Annotated in this window: 17 protein-coding genes; 13 read left to right on the forward strand and 4 right to left on the reverse strand. The window is 63.3% G+C overall.

All coding sequences use genetic code 11. The features are described 5' to 3' along the window. The first annotated feature begins 167 nt into the window (after positions 1-167). The 13 genes from ACVIGB_RS46245 to ACVIGB_RS46305 all read left to right on the forward strand — a co-directional run bounded on the left by ACVIGB_RS46245 (position 168) and on the right by ACVIGB_RS46305 (position 12,736). On the forward strand, positions 168-644 hold the full coding sequence (locus tag ACVIGB_RS46245; RefSeq protein WP_456724252.1) for a phasin: 477 nt from the start codon (positions 168-170) through the stop codon (positions 642-644). Positions 645-849: 205 nt separating this feature from the next. After that, a complete protein-coding gene (locus tag ACVIGB_RS46250) occupies positions 850-2,133 on the forward strand; it encodes a DUF445 domain-containing protein (protein ID WP_456724251.1) in 1,284 nt (427 codons plus the stop codon). A gap of 204 nt (positions 2,134-2,337) precedes the next feature. After that, entirely contained in the window at positions 2,338-3,108 is a 771-nt protein-coding gene (locus tag ACVIGB_RS46255) for an esterase/lipase family protein (protein ID WP_456724250.1), read from the forward strand. 219 nt (positions 3,109-3,327) lie between these two features. Continuing rightward, positions 3,328-4,197, forward strand: a complete 870-nt coding sequence (gene paaX, locus ACVIGB_RS46260; RefSeq protein ID WP_456724249.1) for a phenylacetic acid degradation operon negative regulatory protein PaaX — start codon at positions 3,328-3,330, stop codon at positions 4,195-4,197. A gap of 76 nt (positions 4,198-4,273) precedes the next feature. After that, the gene (paaA, locus tag ACVIGB_RS46265; protein ID WP_456724248.1) at positions 4,274-5,266 is read left to right on the forward strand and encodes a 1,2-phenylacetyl-CoA epoxidase subunit PaaA; all 993 of its coding nucleotides are present in this window, start codon (positions 4,274-4,276) and stop codon (positions 5,264-5,266) included. A gap of 13 nt (positions 5,267-5,279) precedes the next feature. Next, complete coding sequence (paaB, locus tag ACVIGB_RS46270; protein ID WP_092125024.1) at positions 5,280-5,567, forward strand: 1,2-phenylacetyl-CoA epoxidase subunit PaaB; 288 nt, start codon at positions 5,280-5,282, stop codon at positions 5,565-5,567. A 154-nt stretch (positions 5,568-5,721) separates the two neighbouring features. Next, complete coding sequence (gene paaC, locus ACVIGB_RS46275) at positions 5,722-6,498, forward strand: 1,2-phenylacetyl-CoA epoxidase subunit PaaC (RefSeq protein ID WP_456724247.1); 777 nt, start codon at positions 5,722-5,724, stop codon at positions 6,496-6,498. After that, complete coding sequence (paaD, locus tag ACVIGB_RS46280) at positions 6,492-6,995, forward strand: 1,2-phenylacetyl-CoA epoxidase subunit PaaD (RefSeq protein ID WP_456724246.1); 504 nt, start codon at positions 6,492-6,494, stop codon at positions 6,993-6,995. Before paaC ends, paaD begins: the two co-directional genes overlap by 7 nt. Before the next feature lie 2 nt (positions 6,996-6,997). Beyond that, positions 6,998-8,074 (forward strand): 1,2-phenylacetyl-CoA epoxidase subunit PaaE, encoded by a 1,077-nt coding sequence (gene paaE / locus ACVIGB_RS46285; RefSeq protein ID WP_456724245.1) that lies wholly within the window; start codon positions 6,998-7,000, stop codon positions 8,072-8,074. Positions 8,075-8,163: 89 nt separating this feature from the next. Next, entirely contained in the window at positions 8,164-8,619 is a 456-nt protein-coding gene (paaI, locus tag ACVIGB_RS46290; protein ID WP_456724244.1) for a hydroxyphenylacetyl-CoA thioesterase PaaI, read from the forward strand. A 19-nt stretch (positions 8,620-8,638) separates the two neighbouring features. Further along, on the forward strand, positions 8,639-9,970 hold the full coding sequence (gene paaK, locus ACVIGB_RS46295) for a phenylacetate--CoA ligase PaaK (protein WP_456724243.1): 1,332 nt from the start codon (positions 8,639-8,641) through the stop codon (positions 9,968-9,970). Between the two features lie 36 nt (positions 9,971-10,006). Then, positions 10,007-11,440: an indoleacetamide hydrolase gene (gene iaaH / locus ACVIGB_RS46300; RefSeq protein ID WP_456724242.1), complete on the forward strand. Its 1,434-nt coding sequence runs from the start codon at positions 10,007-10,009 to the stop codon at positions 11,438-11,440. A 240-nt stretch (positions 11,441-11,680) separates the two neighbouring features. After that, complete coding sequence (locus ACVIGB_RS46305) at positions 11,681-12,736, forward strand: YeeE/YedE family protein (RefSeq protein WP_456724241.1); 1,056 nt, start codon at positions 11,681-11,683, stop codon at positions 12,734-12,736. 262 nt (positions 12,737-12,998) lie between these two features. Here ACVIGB_RS46305 and ACVIGB_RS46310 read toward each other — a convergent pair whose 3' ends face one another. From ACVIGB_RS46310 to ACVIGB_RS46325, 4 genes are all read right to left on the reverse strand, one after another. After that, positions 12,999-14,648 (reverse strand): efflux transporter outer membrane subunit, encoded by a 1,650-nt coding sequence (locus ACVIGB_RS46310; RefSeq protein ID WP_456724240.1) that lies wholly within the window; start codon positions 14,646-14,648, stop codon positions 12,999-13,001. Positions 14,649-14,705: 57 nt separating this feature from the next. Continuing rightward, entirely contained in the window at positions 14,706-15,887 is a 1,182-nt protein-coding gene (locus tag ACVIGB_RS46315; protein ID WP_456724239.1) for an HlyD family secretion protein, read from the reverse strand. After that, positions 15,884-16,228, reverse strand: coding sequence for a DUF3302 domain-containing protein (locus tag ACVIGB_RS46320; protein ID WP_456724238.1), 345 nt, complete (start codon positions 16,226-16,228; stop codon positions 15,884-15,886). The genes ACVIGB_RS46315 and ACVIGB_RS46320 overlap by 4 nt, the downstream gene beginning before the upstream one ends. Positions 16,229-16,376: 148 nt before the next feature. Beyond that, positions 16,377-17,804, reverse strand: coding sequence for a DUF1254 domain-containing protein (locus ACVIGB_RS46325; RefSeq protein WP_456724237.1), 1,428 nt, complete (start codon positions 17,802-17,804; stop codon positions 16,377-16,379). Positions 17,805-17,913 lie beyond the last annotated feature (109 nt).

Consider the following 17,913-nt stretch of genomic DNA (forward strand, 5'->3'; position numbering starts at 1 on the left):
CGGTTCCTTAGGCAATCTGCCGGTTATTTATCCTGTTCACACGTTCGTGATATCGCGGTGCAACATTGATGTTGCAACGCACCATGGATTGTGACACAACAGCCTTGCCCCGGGCCAATCCGGACGGGGTGAGCCCATAGCTCAAACCTGAGGATGGAGAGACCCCAATGACCACCGAAACCAATTCCGTGCTGAACAGCGTCAAGGATGCCTTCGCGCCCGTCACCGAGGCGTTCACCAAGCTCCAGAACCTGGAAGTTCCGGAAGCCGCCCGTGAGTTCGTGAAGAAGCAGGCCGAGGCCGCCAAGACCCGCGCCGCCGATGCGTATGCCGGCTCCGAGAAGGTGACCAACGTGATCGAGACTGCCGTTGCCGGTTCGGTGACCGAGGCCGCCAAGATCAGCCGCAACATCCAGCAGGCGCTCTACCAGGACGCCGAGGCGTTCTTCGCCGGTATCGACAAGCTCGCTTCCGCCAAGTCGCTGAGCGAAGCCGCCCAGATCCAGTCGGACATGGTCCGTGCGCGTGGCGAACTGTTCGTCTCGCGGGCGAAGGCCACCACCGAGTATCTCGGCAAGCTCGTCACCGACGGTGCGAAGTCCGCGCAGGACAACTTCGCCAAGGTCTACAGCAAGACCGCCTGATCGCGCTTGCGCTGACCATTGCCCTTTTCGAAGGCCCGCCATTTTGCGGGCCTTCTTTTTTGGGCGCACTCCCATACATCACCTCATGGTGAGGAGGCGCTCTTGCGCCGTCTCGAACCATGAGGCCACCATGCGGGCCTCATCCTTCGAGATGCGCTTCGCGCTCCCTGAGGATGAGGGTCGTTCGTTCAATCGAAGGTCCCCCATGACCCTTCCCGCCGCCCTCATCGCAACGCCCGTCGATGCCGAACGCGCGGCCGAGCTGCGGCGCGTGAAGTGGCTGGCGACCGGCGTACTGGCGGCCACCCTCATCATCTTCATCACAGCGAAGGCGCTGCTTGCGGTGCATCCCGCCTTCGGCTTCATCGCGGCCTTTGCCGAGGCCGCGACCATCGGCGGCCTCGCCGATTGGTATGCCGTCGTCGCCCTGTTCAAGCGGCCGCTGGGGCTGCCGATCCCGCACACTGCGATCATCCAGGGCAATCAGGAACGCATCGCCGAGAAGCTCGGCGAATTCATCGAGAACAATTTTCTGGAATCCGGGCCGGTCGAGGCCAAGCTGCGCGAGATCGATTTCGGCAGCTTCATCGCCGACTGGCTGCGCGACCGCAAGCGTTCGGAGGATCTCGCCCGCTTCGTGCTGCGGATGCTGCCCGAAGCGTTTGCGGCGACCGAGAGCTCGGGCCTGATGCAGTTCATCAGCCGCCGCGTCACGACGCAGGTGCTTTCGATCGACCTCGCGCCGCTTGCGGCCGGCGCGCTGCGCGGCTTCGTGCAGGAGGGCAAGCATGGCGGCCTGCTCGACGACATCCTGCGCGTGCTGCACCAGACGCTGACGCAGCAGGAGACCATGGCCGTGATCCGCGACAAGGTCCGCGCGGAGATGCCGACGCTGTTGAGGCTCTATCGCGCCGACAAGTTCGTGGTGAACCGGATCATCGCCTCGGCCACGAAATTCTTCGAAGAAGTGCGCAACGACCCGCAGCATCCGTTCCGCGGCGAGTTCGACCGCATGCTGCTGTCGTTCGTCGACCGGCTCGGCAGCGACAAGGCGTTTGCCGATCGTATCGACGGTCTCAAGCGCGATCTGATGGCGCGACCGGAGCTCGCCAATCTCGGGCGCACGATCTGGGCCAACGTCAAGGATTTCATCGAGCGTAGTGCCTCGGGCGAGTCGCAGGTGCTGCAGCATCAGCTGGCGCGGATGTTCGTCGAGGCCGGCGACGCGCTGGACGGCGACGCCGAGCTGCGCGCCGAAATCAACCAGGGCTTGGTCGCGGTTCTGCGCACGGTCGTTGCCGACCAGAAGAGCGGTGTCTCGACCTTCATCGCGGATCAGATGAAGAGCTGGGACATGGAGCAGCTGATCTCGTTGATCGAGGTCAATGTCGGCAAGGACCTGCAATACATCCGCTTCAACGGCTCGCTGATCGGCGGGCTTGCCGGGCTTGCACTTTACACGCTGGAATATGTGCTGCGGCTGCTGTGACCGATTGGGCACGGAGGTCACTTTAGTTGTGGCAAGTGTGACCTGGACCGCTTGCACCAAAGTGACCGGTTCCCTAGCTTTTCAAGGTTGATTGTTGCGTTGCGGAACGATTCCGCCGGGTTTGCGTCAATCCTGTTGACCCATTTCCGTTGATTCCATTGCCGGCCGCCGAGACGTCAGGGGCCGTGCCGAAGAGGAGTTGAAATGTCCGTTGCTGCGCAGACGCTACGCCCGCCGTCCAGGACACTGATGTTTCTGGAAGGCCGCGCCATTCACGAGCTCGGTGCCTTTCTTGGTGCATTGCCGCTGTTGAGCCTCGCGCCGCGCGGCGATGGGCATCCGGTGCTGGTGCTGCCCGGGCTGATTGCCTCCGACATGTCCACGCGCCCGCTGCGCGACTTCCTCAAGAGCAAGGGCTATGCCGTCAGCGGCTGGCGTCAGGGCCGCAACCTTGGGCTTCGCGCCGGCGTGCAGGACGGGATGGTCGATCTGCTGCAGGAGATGAATGAGACCAGCGGCCGCACGGTCTCGGTGGTCGGCTGGAGCCTTGGCGGCCTCTATGCGCGCCAGCTCGCCAAGATGATGCCTGAGCGCGTGCGCCAGGTGATCACCCTCGGCAGCCCGTTCGCCGCGGGCCCGAAGGCGACCAACGCCTGGCGCGTCTACGAGATGGCCAGCGGGCGCCGTGCCGATGAAGAGGACCAGCGTTTCGGCGGCTCGCTCGCCAGCGCACCGCCGGTGCCGACCACCGCGATCTTCAGCCGCACCGACGGCGTCTGCGCCTGGCAGGGTTGCCGCGAGCAGGCTTCGTCGATGACCGACAGCATCGAGGTCGAGAGCAGCCATTGCGGCATGGGCCATCACCCCGCAGTGGTCTACGCGGTGGCCGATCGCCTCGCGCAGAAGGAAGGCGAGTGGGCGCCGTTCGATCGCAGCGGCTGGCGCAGCTTCGTCTATCCGGATCCCAATCGCTGAGGCTCGGAAGTCTTTCTTCACCTCGCCCCGCTTGCGGGGAGAGGTCGGATCGCATCGCAGATGCGATCCGGGTGAGGGGGAGTCTCCACGCACTCACGTCTGTCCAATTTGCGGAGGCAGCCCCTCACCCCAACCCTCTCCCCGCAAGAGCGGGGCGAGGGAGCAGAGACACCGCACCCCACATTGTCGTGAATCGACAAAACGCGCTATGCGTTGGGCATGCCACAGCCGCTTGCCCGCATCGTCGACCAGTTGAAGCGCGAGCCGTCACGCACGGGCTCGATCATCATCACCGTGTTCGGCGATTCCATCGTGCCGCGCGGCGGCTCGGTGTGGCTCGGCACGCTGCTGGAATTCTTCAAGTCGCTCGACATCGACGGCAATGTGGTGCGCACCGCGATGTCGCGGCTCGCCGCCGACGGCTGGCTCGAGCGCAGCAAGGTCGGCCGCAACAGCTTCTATCGCTTGAACGCCAAGGGCCGGCAGACCTTCGACACCGCAACCCGGCACATCTACGATCCGCCGCCGTCGGACTGGACCGGCCGCTTCGAGCTGCTGTTGATCGGCAATGCCGAGGACCGCGACGCCGCGCGCGAGGCGTTGAAGAATGCTGGCTTCGGCAGCCCGCTGCCGGGCGTGTGGGTTGCGCCATCGGGCGCGCCGATCCCCGATGAAGCGTCGCGCGCGATCCGTCTCGAAGTGTCGGCGGAAGACGACAGCGGGCGCAGGCTGCTCAGCGAGAGCTGGCCGCTCGATCGCACCGCGGACGCCTATCTGAAATTCATGAAGACGTTCGAGCCGCTGCACGGCTGGATCACCAGGGGCGATAAGTTGAGCGACGCCGACGCCTTCACCGCGCGCATCCTGCTGATCCATCATTACCGCCGGGTCGTGCTGCGCGATCCGCTGCTGCCGTATCAGCTGTTGCCGACGGATTGGCCGGGCAGGGCAGCCCGCAAACTCTGCGGCGAGATCTATCGCGGGCTGCTTCCGCCGTCAGAACAATGGCTTGACGACCATGCAACCAATGAGGACGGGCCGCTGCCGAAGCCCAACGGGGCCGTGGCGCGCCGTTTCGAAGGCGTCTGAACATATTACAAAAACATCTTGCATTTATAAATTTGTGTTATATATTCCTGCCTAACAACACATCGGGAGGTCGGCCATGTATACGCAGGCGCTCAATTCATCCGACGGCGACGATCGCGGCGTCGAGGATGTCGCCCGTGCCAATCAGTTCCAGGCCCGCATCGATGCCGACGAGCGCATCGAGCCGAACGACTGGATGCCCGCGGCCTACCGCAAGACGCTGACCCGGCAGATTTCCCAGCACGCCCATTCCGAAATCGTCGGCATGCTGCCGGAAGGCAACTGGATCACCCGCGCACCGTCGCTGCGCCGCAAGGCCGCACTGCTCGCCAAGGTGCAGGATGAATGCGGCCACGGGCTCTATCTCTACGCCGCGGCCGAGACGCTCGGCACCTCGCGCGAAGAGCTCGTCGACGGCATGCTCTCGGGCAAGGCGAAGTATTCCTCGATCTTCAATTACCCGACCCTGACCTGGGCCGATATCGGCACCATCGGCTGGCTGGTCGATGGCGCCGCGATCATGAACCAGATCCCGCTGTGCCGCTGCTCCTACGGCCCCTATGCGCGCGCGATGATCCGCGTCTGCAAGGAAGAGTCGTTCCACCAGCGCCAGGGTTTCGAGATCATGGTGACGCTGTGCCGCGGCACCGCGGAGCAGAAGGCGATGGCGCAGAACGCGCTCGATCGCTGGTGGTGGCCGGTGCTGATGATGTTCGGTCCGCCGGACCAGGTCAGCCAGCACAGCGACACCTCGACCAAGTGGAAGATCAAGCGCTTCTCCAACGACGAGCTGCGCCAGAAATTCATCGACGCCACCGTGCCGCAGGCCGAATTCCTCGGGCTCACGATTCCCGATCCCGGCATGAAGCAGAACGAGAACGGCAATTGGGAACACAGCCCGATCGACTGGGACGAGTTCAAGCAGGTGCTTGCCGGCAACGGCCCCTGCAACCGCGATCGTCTCGCCGCGCGCCGCAAGGCGCATGAGGAGGGCGCCTGGGTGCGCGAGGCCGCGATGGCCTATGCCGAGAAGCGCAAGAGCCGCAAGCTCGCGCAAGCTGCAGAATAAGGGAGCGCTAGAGATGGCCACGCCGAACGTTCCGCTCTGGGAAGTCTTCATCCGCAGCCGCAACGGGCTTGCGCACAAGCATGTCGGCTCGCTGCACGCGGCGGACTCGACGCTGGCGCTGCAAGCCGCGCGCGACATCTACACCCGCCGCGGCGAGGGGCTGTCGATCTGGGTGGTGCCCTCGAACGCGATCACCGCGTCCGATCCGTCCGAGAAGGGCATGATGTTCGAGCCGGCGGAAACCAAAATCTACCGTCACCCGACTTTCTACGACGTTCCCGACGAAGTCGGGCATATGTGACTGCGCCTCCGTTCGTCATTGCGAGCGGAGCGAAGCAATCCATCGGAGCGCAAGGCACGAAGCAAGTGTGGATTGCTTCGTCGCTTCAGTGCAAAATTGCTCTGCAATTTTGTCACGCGCTCCTCGCAATGACGCCCAACAGCGAGTTGAATAGATGGCAACCGCCAATATCGAAGTCTCCGAAACGCCGCTGGTGCTCTATGCGCTGCGCCGCGCCGACGATGCGCTGATCCTCGGTCATCGGCTGTCCGAATGGTGCGGCCATGCGCCCGCGATGGAAGAGGACATGGCGCTCGCCAATATGGGTCTCGACCTGCTCGGCCAGGCCCGCGAGCTCTACACCTATGCGGCCAACGTCGAAGGCAAGGGCAATGACGAAGACAAGTTCGCCTATCTGCGCGACGTCAGGCAGTACCGCAATCTGCTGCTGGTCGAGCAACCGAACGGCGACTTCGCGCGCACCATGGTGCGGCAGTTCTTCTACGCTGCGTTCGCCGATCTCTACTGGCGCGCGATGATGGCCTCGTCGGATCCGACGTTCGCTGCGATCGCGGCGAAGTCGGAGAAGGAGAGCGCCTACCATTTGCGGCATTCGTCGGAATGGATCGTCCGTCTCGGCGACGGCACCGAGGAGAGCCACCGCCGCGCGCAGGATGCGATCGACGATCTCTGGGCCTATACCGGCGAGATGTTCGCGGTCGACGACAGCGAGCGAGGTCTGATCGAGGCCGGCATCGCGATCGATCCGGCGACGCTAAAGCCGCGCTGGCTGAAGGCCGTCACCGGCATCGTCAACGAGGCGACGTTGTCGCTGCCATCGGGCAACTGGATGCAGCAGGGCGGCCGCACCGGCAGCCACAGCGAGCATCTCGGCCATCTCCTCAGCGAGCTGCAATCGATGCAGCGGACCTTTCCGGGGGCGACATGGTGACGGCTGCAACCAGCGACGCCGATCTGCGCCGGCGCGCCTGGAGCGCGGCTGCGCAGGTGGTCGATCCCGAAATTCCGGTGCTGACGATCGCCGATCTCGGCGTGCTGCGCGATGTCGCGGTCCACGACGGCCATGTCGAGGTCGCGATCACGCCGACCTATTCCGGCTGTCCGGCCATGAACATGATCGCGCTCGAGATCGAGCTCGCGCTGGAGCGCGAGGGCATTCATGGGCCGAAGGTCCGGACCGTGCTGTCGCCGGCCTGGACCACCGACTGGATGAGCGAGGACGGCCGCCGCAAGCTCAGGGAATATGGCATCGCGCCGCCGCTGCCGGGCTCTTCCCGCCGCGCGCTGTTCGGCGAGCAGGCGGTCGCGTGCCCGCAATGCGGGTCGGGCGACACCGAACTGCTGTCCGAATTCGGCTCGACCTCCTGCAAGGCGCTGTGGCGTTGCAAGAGCTGCCGTGAACCCTTCGACTACTTCAAGTGTCATTGACCATGTCGACTCCACGATTCCACCGTCTGTCCGTCAGCGATCTGCGCCGCGAGGCGTCGGACGCCATCTCGATGACCTTTGCGATCCCTGACGATCTGCAAGGCGACTATCGCTTCACGCCGGGCCAGTATCTGACGCTGCGCACCACGATGGACGGCGAGGAAGTCCGCCGTTCCTACTCGATCTGCTCCGGCCCCGACGATGGCGAATTGCGCATCGCGGTGAAGAAGGTCGATGGCGGCGCATTCTCGAACTGGGCCGCCGACGAGCTGAAGGCCGGCGACGAGCTCGACGTGATGACGCCGACCGGCCGTTTCGGTGTCGTCCACGCGCCCGGCGAGGCGCGGACTTATGTCGGCTTCGCCGCCGGCAGCGGCATCACGCCGATCCTTTCGATCGTCAAGGGCGTGCTGGCGCGCGAGCCGGACAGCCGCTTCTTCCTGTTCTACGGCAACCGCTCGACCGAGGGCGTCATGTTCCGCGAGGAGTTGGAGGAGCTGAAGGACCGCTTCATGCAGCGGCTCTCGGTATTCCACGTCATCTCGGGCGAGGAGCAGGACATCCCGATCCTGCACGGCCGGCTCGACGGCGAGAAGGTGCGGGTGTTGCTGCGCTCGCTGGTGCCGGCTGCGACGGTCGATCATGTCTTCGTCTGCGGCCCGGCCGCGATGAGCGAGACGATCGAGGCGACCTGCAGCGAGATCGGCATCGCCGACGAGCGCATCCATGTCGAGCGCTTCGTGTCGGAATTCGGCGGCAAGCCGCGAGCGAAAGTCGTCGTTCCCGCCGGTGCGCCGCCGAAGGCGATTGCCGGCTTGATCATCGACGGCAAGCGCCGCGAAGTGCCGGTGGCCGACGGCGAGTCGATCCTCGACGCCGCGCTGCGCGCCGGCATGGACCTGCCGTTCGCCTGCAAGGGCGGCATGTGCTCGACCTGCCGCGCCAAGCTGGTCGAAGGCGAGGCGCCGATGGATCTGAACTATTCGCTGGAGCCGTGGGAGCTGAAGGCGGGGTTCATCCTCACCTGCCAGGCCAAGCCGTGCTCCGGCAAGGTCGTGGTCGACTACGACCACGTCTAATTCTATTCGCGCGTTGACACCCCCGGTGTCGCGTCCAACACTGACACCAAGAGGCTCATTGTAACGGGCCCACGCACAGGGAGTTCGATGTGAACGTGAAGGCCGCGCTATCGCCCGAGGATGTCGCCCGCGCCTGCGCGGATGCGATGTGGAAGCAAGACGACGCCAGCAAGGGCCTCGGCATGGAGCTCGTCGAGATCAAGCCGGGGCAGGCAGTGATGGCGATGACGGTGCTGCCGCACATGGTCAACGGCCAGCGCATCTGCCATGGCGGCTACATCTTCACACTCGCTGACTCGGCCTTCGCCTTTGCCTGCAACAGCCGCAACGATCGCGCGGTGGCGGCGCAGGGCAACGTCACATTCATCCGGCCCGGCAAGCTCGGCGACCGTCTGGTGGCGACCGCGCGGGAGATCTCGCGCAGCGGCCGCTCGGGAATTTACGACGTGCGCGTCACCGCCGGCGACGGCGTGATCGCTGAATTTCGCGGACATTCGCGCGTGATACCCGGCACCTGGCTGCCGGACACGGACATCAAGGCATAAGGCTTCAGGGGAAACGTCGATGGCAACGGCAAAGCTCAAGGTCAAGGACGGCGGTTATCACGCCGAGCTCGATGCGGCCGAACGCGCCTCGCGCGACGAGATCATGGCGCTGCAGACCAGGCGGCTGGCCTGGTCGCTCAAGCATGCCTATGACAATGTCGCGCACTACAAGAAGGCGTTCGACGCCGCCGGCGTGCACCCGTCCGATTTCAAGCAGCTTGCAGATCTCGCAAAATTTCCCTTCACGGTGAAGACGGATCTGCGCGACAATTATCCCTTCAACATGTTCGCGGTGCCGCGCGAACAGCTGGTGCGGGTCCATGGCTCCTCGGGCACGACCGGCAAACCGATCGTGGTCGGCTACACCAAAGGAGACATCGACACCTGGGCGGACGTGATGGCGCGCTCGATCCGTGCCGCCGGCGGCCGTACCGGCATGCTGATGCACAATGCCTATGGCTATGGCCTGTTCACCGGCGGCCTCGGCGCGCATTACGGCGCCGAGCGGCTTGGCTGCACCGTGATCCCGATCTCCGGCGGCATGACCGAGCGGCAGGTGCAGCTCATCAACGATTTCCGGCCCGACATCATCACGGTGACGCCGAGCTACATGCTGGCGATCCTCGACGAGTTCAAGCGGCAGGGGCTCGACCCGCGCAAATCGTCGTTGAAGTTCGGCATCTTCGGCGCCGAGCCATGGACCAACGCGATGCGTGTCGAGATCGAGCAGGCCTTCGACATGGATGCGACAGATATCTACGGCCTCTCCGAGGTGATCGGCCCCGGCGTCGCGCAGGAATGCGTGGAGACCAAGGACGGCCTGCACATCTGGGAAGATCACTTCTACCCCGAGGTGATCGATCCCTTGACCGGCAAGGTGCTGCCCGACGGCGAGAAAGGCGAACTGGTGTTCACCTCGCTGACCAAGGAAGCCTTCCCGATCATCCGCTACCGCACCCGTGACCTGACGCGGCTGTTGCCCGGCACGGCGCGACCCGGGATGCGCCGCATGGAGAAGGTGACCGGCCGCTCCGACGACATGATCATCCTGCGCGGCGTCAACGTGTTCCCGACCCAGATCGAGGAAGCGCTGCTGGCGACCGACTGGTGCGGCGGCCATTTCGTCATCGAGCTGACCCGCGAGGGCCGCATGGACGAGATGACGGTGCTCGCCGAAGCCCGGCCCGAGAGCTGGGACGGCGAAGGGCTGACCGCGCACGCCGAGAAGGTCGCCGCCTTCATCAAGAACACGATCGGCATCTCCACCCGCGTCCGCGTCGTCGCTCCCGAGACGCTGGAGCGTTCGCTCGGCAAGGCGAAACGTGTTTACGACAAGCGGCCGAAAGAATAGCCTCTTGCCCGCAATGCTGGAGGGCGCGGAGTTTCCATGGCCGATACCAATGAAGCGACCGCAGCCGAGATCGTGGCTGATATCCGCGACGGGAAGCTGACGACGGCGGTCAGTGTCGTCGAGGCGGCGCTCGATCGTGCGGAGCGGCTCAAGCACCTCAACGCCTTCATCGTGTTGAACCGCGACGGCGCGCTGGCGGCGGCGCGCCAGGTCGATGCCGGCACGCGGACCGGCGTGCTGGCCGGGCTTCCGATCGTCGTGAAGGACAACATCAACACATCAGACCTGCCGACATCGGGCGGCACCCCGGCGCTGCAACACGCACGGCCTGCGCGCAATGCGCCGTCGCTGCAAAAGCTGCTCGATGCCGGTGCTGTGGTCATCGGCAAGACCAATCTGCACGAGCTCGCCTTCGGCATCACCAGCACCAATCTCGCGCCGTTCGCGGGACCAGTGCGGAATCCCTACGACACGACCCGGATCCCCGGCGGATCGTCCGGCGGAACCTCGGCGGCGATCGCCGCACGTATCGCCACCTGCGGCCTCGGATCGGACACCGGCGGCTCGACCCGCGTGCCCGCGGCGTTGACCGGGACCGTGGGCCTCAGGCCTTCGGTCGGCAATGGCGGCGCCGAGCGGCGCTATCACGACGACAACCAGGTGGTTCCGATCAGTCATACCCGCGACACGGTTGGCCCGATGGGACGCACGGTCGCCGACGTCGCGCTGCTCGATGCCGTGATATCAGGCACGCCGCTGGCCGCCGCCATTCCGCTACGCGGCGTGCGTCTCGGCACGCCCGCCTGTTTCTGGAGCGGCCTCGATCGCGATGTCGAAGCTGTTGTCCGCGCAGCCTGCGCACGGCTCACGGCGGCCGGCGCGGTGCTGGTCGGTGTCGATATGCCTGACCTGTTCGAGCAGAACGGCAAGGTGTCGTTCGTGGTCGCGCTGCATGAACCGATCGCCGATATCCCGGCCTGGCTCGCCGCCTCCGGGATCGAAGGGATCACGCTGTCCGACATCGCGGCCGCCGTCGCCAGTCCCGACGTCGTCGGCGCGTTCGGTGCCATCACGGCGGACGCCTTCGGTGCCGCCTATGATGACGCGATCACGGTGCAGCGGCCGGCGCTGCAGGCGATCTATGCCGCCTATCTCAGGGACAACAACCTGGATGCGATCCTGTTTCCGACCACGATCGCGCCTGCACCTGTGATCGACGAGAAGACCGGGTCCGGCGACATGTCGGTCAATGGCGGCGAGCCGGTGCCGACCTTCGGCACCATGATCCGCAACACCGACCCCGGCAGCAATGCCGGCCTTCCCGGGCTGTCGCTCTATGCCGGCATGACGCCTGATGGCCTGCCGGTTGGGCTCGAGCTCGACGGTCCGGTCGGCAGCGATGCCAGGCTGCTCGGGCTCGGCCTGTCGATCGAGGCGATCCTGGGCACGGCCCCGCCACCGCAGCTCTGACCAGAGCGTTTTCGAGCGAAGTGGCTACCGGTTCGCGTGAAGAAAACGCGTCGAAACAAGAATCCAGAGCCCCGTTCCGATTCGATCGGAACGGGGCTCTAGGCCTCCCGCAACAAGCCCCTTGAATTGATCGGCCAGTCGACTAGTCATGGCCTGAGGCCACCTGGCCGCCACGATCCGCGCGCCTTGCGGCGCGCTTTTCGCTTCGCCCGCAGTGACGAAGGCAATTGAAGGATTGTCATGGACCCCGCCACGATCGTCATCCTCGCCGCCCTGATCATCGGCCTGATCTATGGCTCGGTCGGGCTCGTCAGCGGCTTCTGCATGATGAGCGGCCTGCGCGGCTGGTGGGCCGACGGCGATGGCCGGCTGGCGCGCACCTACGCGCTGGCGATGGGGGTTGCGATCGCGACCTCGCAGCTGCTGGCGGCGGCCGGCCTCGTCGATCTCGGCAAGTCGATCTATCTGCAACCGTCCTTCTCGGCGCCGGTGATGTTCCTCGGCGGGCTCTTGTTCGGCTACGGCATGGTGCTGTCGAACGGCTGCGGCTCGCGGGCGCTGGTGCTGCTCGGGCGCGGCAATCTGCGTTCCTTCGTGGTCGTGATCGTGCTCGGCATCTTTGCCGAGATGACGCTGAAGGGCCTGATCGCGCCCATGCGCATCGCGATGGTGCAGGCCTCGCAGGCCACGGTATCAGCCAATTCGGCGCCGGCGCTATTGGCAAGCATCGGCCTCGGCGCGGTGCCGGCGCGGATGGTGGCAGCCTCGGTGCTATCAGCAGTCCTGATCATTTTCGCCTTTGCCCATGCGCCGTTCCGCAAGTCACCCGGCCAGATAGCGGCCGGCCTGATCGTCGGGCTGCTGGTGGCGGGCGGCTGGTACGCGACCGGCTATCTCGGCGCCGATGATTTCAATCCGGTGCCGGTGACCTCGCTCACCTTCATCGCGCCGATCGCCGACGCCCTGCAATATGTCATGCTGTCGACCGGCTCGACGCTCAATTTCGGCATCGTCACCGTGTTCGGCGTGTTCGCCGGCAGCCTGGTCACGGCGATCGCCACCGGGCGCTTCCAGCTCGAAGGCTATCGCTCGCCGCAGCACATGCTGCGTTCGGCAGGCGGCGCCGCACTGATGGGCGCGGGCGGCGTGATGGCGTTCGGCTGCTCGGTCGGGCAGGGGCTGACCGGCTTGTCGACGCTGTCACTGTCGTCCTTCATCGCAATCGCCGGCATCATGCTCGGCACCGGCGCCGGCCTGCGCGGCGCGCTGCGGGTCAGGCCGCTTGCGACGGCTTGAAGCTCTTGTTTGAGCATGATCTCCGCGCAAAGCCATTCCGCGTTTGTCGCGACGGAAAACCGCTTCACGCTTTTCCGGATCATGGTCTAAAGCGTGATGAGATTAGGCCGTGTGCCTATAAACCCGGCGGCGTCATGTGACTGGTGACTACGTCCGCTTTGCTCCTATAGCGACCAAGTTCGTGCGGCAGCGCAATATGTCGCGATGGGCCAAAAGCTGACATCAGCAATCTCCAAAGATGCAACGCTTTCGCCAGCGACAATCACCACTCCGGAGGCCGGATCGTCGGCCCGATGTCCTCAGGACCTGGCAGGCCCGAAGCCGGCGGTTGCGGCTCGTTCGCGGGCGGAAGTAAGTTGCCCCAGTCCGTTCGCGCACGCATCTGGTCAACCGTTGCCGGGGTCACGAAGTTGCCGCCTTCCCGTATCTGCCATCCGCCGCCGAGCGCCCGAAACACCGCAGTGACGCCAAGCGGAACGTTGGCCGAAGCGCCGGCCAGGCTGTTCTGCGCCTGAAAGAGATTTTGTTCCGCGGTCAGTACGGTAGTAAATGACGTCGCGCCCTGCTCATACTGCTCAAGTGCGATTCTGAGAGCGCCATTTGCCGCTTCAACGCTGCGACGCAGATACGCGGCCTGGCTCCGCGATTGCAGATATGTCGCAAGACCGTTGTCTACCTCCTGCTGCGCGCTCAACACGGTGTTCTGATAGTCGATCAGCAATTGCTGAAGCTTGGCATCCTGCAAACGAATGTTGTTGGTGATTTGCCCGTAGTTCAGGAGATTCCATTGAAACGACGGGCCCGCGGCATACGCCACGCCCTTCCAACTTACGACTTGACCAAGGTTATGGCCATTGGCGGTACTGGCAGAGCCGCCGAATGTGCCCGTTATGCTGATTGCCGGATAGAGTTGCGTCGTGGCGATTCCAATCTGCGCACTCTGCGCCAGCGCAGCGAGTTCAGCGGCGCGGACGTCCGGTCTCCGGCGCAACAGATCCGCAGGTATGCCAACGACGACGGAGGCGGGCGGCGACGGTATCTTGCCGGCCGATCGTGAAAGCATCATGCCGAGCGACTGCGGCGGAACGCCGAGCAGGACGCAGAGCGCGTTTTGCCCCTGCTGCAGTTGTATCGTCAATTGGGGTATTGCCGCACGTGTTTGCTCGAGCACGTTGGTCGCCTGGAAGACATCAAGCTCCGAAGTCCCGCCGCCGGTGAACTTTGCCTTTGCGATGCTAAGCGCCTGTTCCTGCCTTCCGACATTGGCCCGTGCAATGGCGATCAACTGCTCCGTTGTGCGGATACCGATATAAGTTGCGGTAACATCGGCCAGAAGCGACACCAGAACGCCGTCGTAAGTCGCGATCGACGCCAAATACACGCCATCGGCGGATTCAACTCCGCGGCGAAACTTGCCCCAGAAGTCCAGCTCCCAGGCTGCCTGCGCAGCAAGAGCATCGGTCCAGAAATATGAAGGCGTCGCATTCGGACCGGCCAGCGGCGTTGCCGCGCTGGTTCGATTGTAAATGACCGAGCCCACTCCTTGCTGCACCTGCGGATAGCTTATGCCGATGGCTATTCCCAGCGCAGCACGTGCTTGCAGCACCCGAGTCCCTGCACTCTGCAGTGTCAGGTTTTGGCCATACGCAATCTGGATCAGCTTGTTGAGGGTCGGGTCACGAAAGCCCGTCCACCAGTGTTCGTACTCAAGGGGGCCGGATTTAACCGAGCGATTGTCTGCGCCACGAAATTTTTCGGCAAGCGGAGCGACAGGCGCTGCAAAATCCGGCCCAATCGTACATGCCACGGTTGGCAGGAGAAGCGCAGCCACAAGCAACCAATGAATTGACCAGCCAAGAATGGCGCCGACGTTATGCCGTCGCCCAAACGATGCCTGATACTGCGTTTCCAAGGCTTCGCTCCCCACGTTACGTGGACCTGACTGTATCCTTCATCGTCGCGCAGCACATTACGACGGAGGCTTTTCCACAGTGGGCATCACGTACAACAGCCACTTCTTCATCCGGATTGCGACCTTCGAAATGACGTGCGTGGCCTTGCCCTTCTGCGTGTAGATCACAGCCGATCCACCTGACCCGAGGGACAGCTTGCGGGCTACGGCATCGTCGCTGAAATTGATCCGCACTGCATAAAGCCCGTCTGATCCGATCCGGGCCGCGTTCGGGATTGTGCCGCTGGTTGTGAATTGCCCGCCTCCCGTGGCCGGGATCACGTAGTCCACTTTTCCAAGGAACAGACGACCGGGGTATGGGTTGAGCACCATTTCCACCTCGTCGCCAAGCTCGACATTCGAGAGCCAGTTCTGTGGAAATACCGCGGCGACCGCGGTGTCGGACACGTTGACGAATGTTCCAGCGGCCGCAAGCGGCATCGGAACCAGCATGGTGCCGACCTGCACCTGCCAATTCGTAACGTACCCGTCGCCAGGTGCCATCATCTTGCACTGCGCGAGGTTAAAGCGTGCGTCGTCCAATTGAGCTTCGACAGCAGGAACATTGCTCTGGGCCGTAAGCACGGCAGCGGCAGCTTGTTGGGCAGAGGCTTGCGCTTGCGCGAGGCCGGCTTCAGCCTGTTGAACGGCGGCGTCGGCTTCCTGACGTTCTTGCGTCGCCTTGGCCACATTGAGCTGGCTAATGGCAGCTTTGTCTGCGTGCTGAATGTTGAGGGCGATCTGTTCCTGGGTCTTGGCCAATTCGTCCGCGGCCTTCGCCTTCGCGAGATTGGCCTGTGCATTCGGAATCGCCGCGTTTGCGGTCGCGAGCGCAGCCTCGGCCTGCTTTACGTTTGCCTTCGATGCCGTTAATTGCGCCTCGACCTGGTTGACCGTGTACTGGTAGGGAGCCGGATCAATCTCCAGGAGCAGATCACCTTTTTTCAAGGGTTGATTTGCCTGGGCGTGGATCGTCTTTACCTGCCCTTTGACGTAAGGGACGAGCTGCACCACGTATTGGCTGGTCACCATTTTGTCCGTAATCGGCGCCGACTGCGTCCAGACCACCACGACGCCACCGATCATGAATACGCCTGCGACGATCATGGCTGCGATCAGATACGCCGTGGGCTTGATACGCAGCACCTTGAACAGCACGAGAACGACGGCAACGTAGACAATGATCAGAAATGCGATCACAGGCCCGTCTCCTTGTCCGGAGCTTTGCGCAGTGTCGTCAAGGGCGTTGCAGCGACGTCGGATTCAGCTGCGTTACTCGCCCGTCGCTCATCCCTGACCGAGGATTTGGCGCCAAAGGGCGTTGTAAACGCCCATATGAACGCCACTGGCCACAGCAACCCACCGGTCGCAATCCCGATCCAGCTCATGGCATTGATCGCGCCTGCCTGCGGATGATTCCATTTGTGCGCCAGCTGACCTGGAAGCTTGCCCAGATTGACGACGATGATTACGCCAACAAAGATCAGAACAGCGAATACGACAAAAGCGAACGCATCCAACGCGCCGAATGAAGAATCCACAGCCAGCACTCCATGTAAAAGCCGCGTGGTTGTATTTCGCGCAGGTATTCGCTGCTCAGTGCGTGACGCATAAGCTTTTGATCATCATCGCAAGGCTTGCTTCGACCCGCACTGCTATCCGAGTCAGCCTCTCCTTTTATTCTTCAAATCATACCTTCTTCACCGGCGGAATCTTCCATGATCCATCGATGATTGAGGGGTCGCTCTCGTCAGGCCAGTACATCCGCAGCATCAGGATAAAATCGCCAGGAGGTGCGGGAAGCCAGTTCGACTCCTTGTCGGCACCGGGCGAGTCTTTCTGAATGTACAGATCGGTCGATCCGTCCGGGTTCGATTTCAGGTTCTGCCGCGCACTGATCGAGTAGCGGTTAAGCGGGTTGTTCACGAAGAAGTAGCTGGAATCGTACATCGTTAGGGACCAGAAGCCCTGCGCGGGCGGCAGGTGCCCCTCGGGGAAGTGCATCACGTACTTGTTCTCACCACTGTATTTCCGGCCTTCTGCGTCCTTCAGCGAGGTCGGATAGACCGCATCCTGCGGCCGGTTGGCACCGAGCCCGATAGCGGTGACGAGCGCCCGCATCAGATAATCGGTACCATAGATGCCAGTCTTGGTCGTATAGGCCCAGCCGTTCTCGTCCTTGACGTCCTTGTTGATCTTGAACTGGAGCATGATCCGGTCGAAGCCGACCTCGGGCACGCGCTTGACGAAGTCCGCCTTGAGCTTGGTCGCATCGAAGTCCTGACCAGGAACGATGCCAATCCCCGCAAACTTGGCGAGCTGAGGTGCATCCACCGCCGCTGGCGGATTGTCTTTCATGAGCTTGCAGAGCAGCGTGAAGTACGCCACAGCGTCCATGCGGTTGACCTGCTCACGCACGGCCGTCTTCATGTCGATCGATGGATCGACCGTGCCTGCGGGAGGCATGTAGGGTTTACCGTACGAGCTAAGCGGCACGAGCTTAAACTCATCCTGCAGCTTGTGGACCTCGGCATAGTCTTCAGGCGTGCCGGTGCAGTAGATGCGGCCGAGTAGCCAGACAATGTTGGTCGGAGATTTGTACGCCTTGACGCCGGCGGGCAGTGTGCCCTTCCATCCGGGGCCAGTTACCGCGTAGGTCTGCGCACTGGTACCGGTGGTACGCTTCCCCGGCACCTGAAACACGGTGGTCCAGCCGTCCAGCATCGGGAAAAGCGCGTAACGTCCATTCATATCCGGGATGCTGAGGACCCAAGGCTCCTTGCCGACGTCGAAGAACGCCGCCGTGTAGAGCGTGTCGGCATTCGGCGCGGTTACGTCCCGGAACGAAGCATCTGGATACTGGCGTAGCTTGATGATTTGGCCCATTGGCCCGCGCGATCCGACCGGTGCTGCCACGTTGGTGATGACCCTGCGCGTCATTTCCATCGTGACGAGCGGATAGCCGTAGATGTAGGCGTCGGTGGCAAGTATGAAATCCTCAATTCCGTCCCCGATCCCTAGGAAAGAACCTAATTCAGCTCGGCTCACAGTGGTCACGGATGTTCCGGCTAGCAGGCTGAGACCGCCAAGCGTCGCGGCGCGACGAGTGGTGCTCATGACAATTCTCCAGATCAATTGCTGACTGGCTTTCGGATGGCTTCGGCTCCTAAGAGGTTTCACGATATCAGGGTTTCAACCTGCGAGATATTGCTTTCTGGGCAGGCTT

This window comes from Bradyrhizobium sp. USDA 4341, assembly GCF_054063755.1.

Excerpts from the sequence above, each read along its gene's own strand:
- ACVIGB_RS46250 (WP_456724251.1), top strand. The coding sequence starts at position 850 with ATGACCCTTCCCGCCGCCCTCATCGCAACGCCCGTCGATGCCGAACGC.
- paaX (WP_456724249.1), top strand. The coding sequence starts at position 3,328 with ATGCCACAGCCGCTTGCCCGCATCGTCGACCAGTTGAAGCGCGAGCCG.
- paaA (WP_456724248.1), top strand. The coding sequence starts at position 4,274 with ATGTATACGCAGGCGCTCAATTCATCCGACGGCGACGATCGCGGCGTC.
- ACVIGB_RS46245 (WP_456724252.1), top strand. The coding sequence starts at position 168 with ATGACCACCGAAACCAATTCCGTGCTGAACAGCGTCAAGGATGCCTTC.
- ACVIGB_RS46255 (WP_456724250.1), top strand. The coding sequence starts at position 2,338 with ATGTCCGTTGCTGCGCAGACGCTACGCCCGCCGTCCAGGACACTGATG.
- iaaH (WP_456724242.1), top strand. The coding sequence starts at position 10,007 with ATGGCCGATACCAATGAAGCGACCGCAGCCGAGATCGTGGCTGATATC.
- ACVIGB_RS46325 (WP_456724237.1), bottom strand. The coding sequence starts at position 17,804 with ATGAGCACCACTCGTCGCGCCGCGACGCTTGGCGGTCTCAGCCTGCTA.
- paaD (WP_456724246.1), top strand. The coding sequence starts at position 6,492 with ATGGTGACGGCTGCAACCAGCGACGCCGATCTGCGCCGGCGCGCCTGG.
- ACVIGB_RS46305 (WP_456724241.1), top strand. The coding sequence starts at position 11,681 with ATGGACCCCGCCACGATCGTCATCCTCGCCGCCCTGATCATCGGCCTG.
- paaE (WP_456724245.1), top strand. The coding sequence starts at position 6,998 with ATGTCGACTCCACGATTCCACCGTCTGTCCGTCAGCGATCTGCGCCGC.
- paaB (WP_092125024.1), top strand. The coding sequence starts at position 5,280 with ATGGCCACGCCGAACGTTCCGCTCTGGGAAGTCTTCATCCGCAGCCGC.
- paaC (WP_456724247.1), top strand. The coding sequence starts at position 5,722 with ATGGCAACCGCCAATATCGAAGTCTCCGAAACGCCGCTGGTGCTCTAT.
- paaK (WP_456724243.1), top strand. The coding sequence starts at position 8,639 with ATGGCAACGGCAAAGCTCAAGGTCAAGGACGGCGGTTATCACGCCGAG.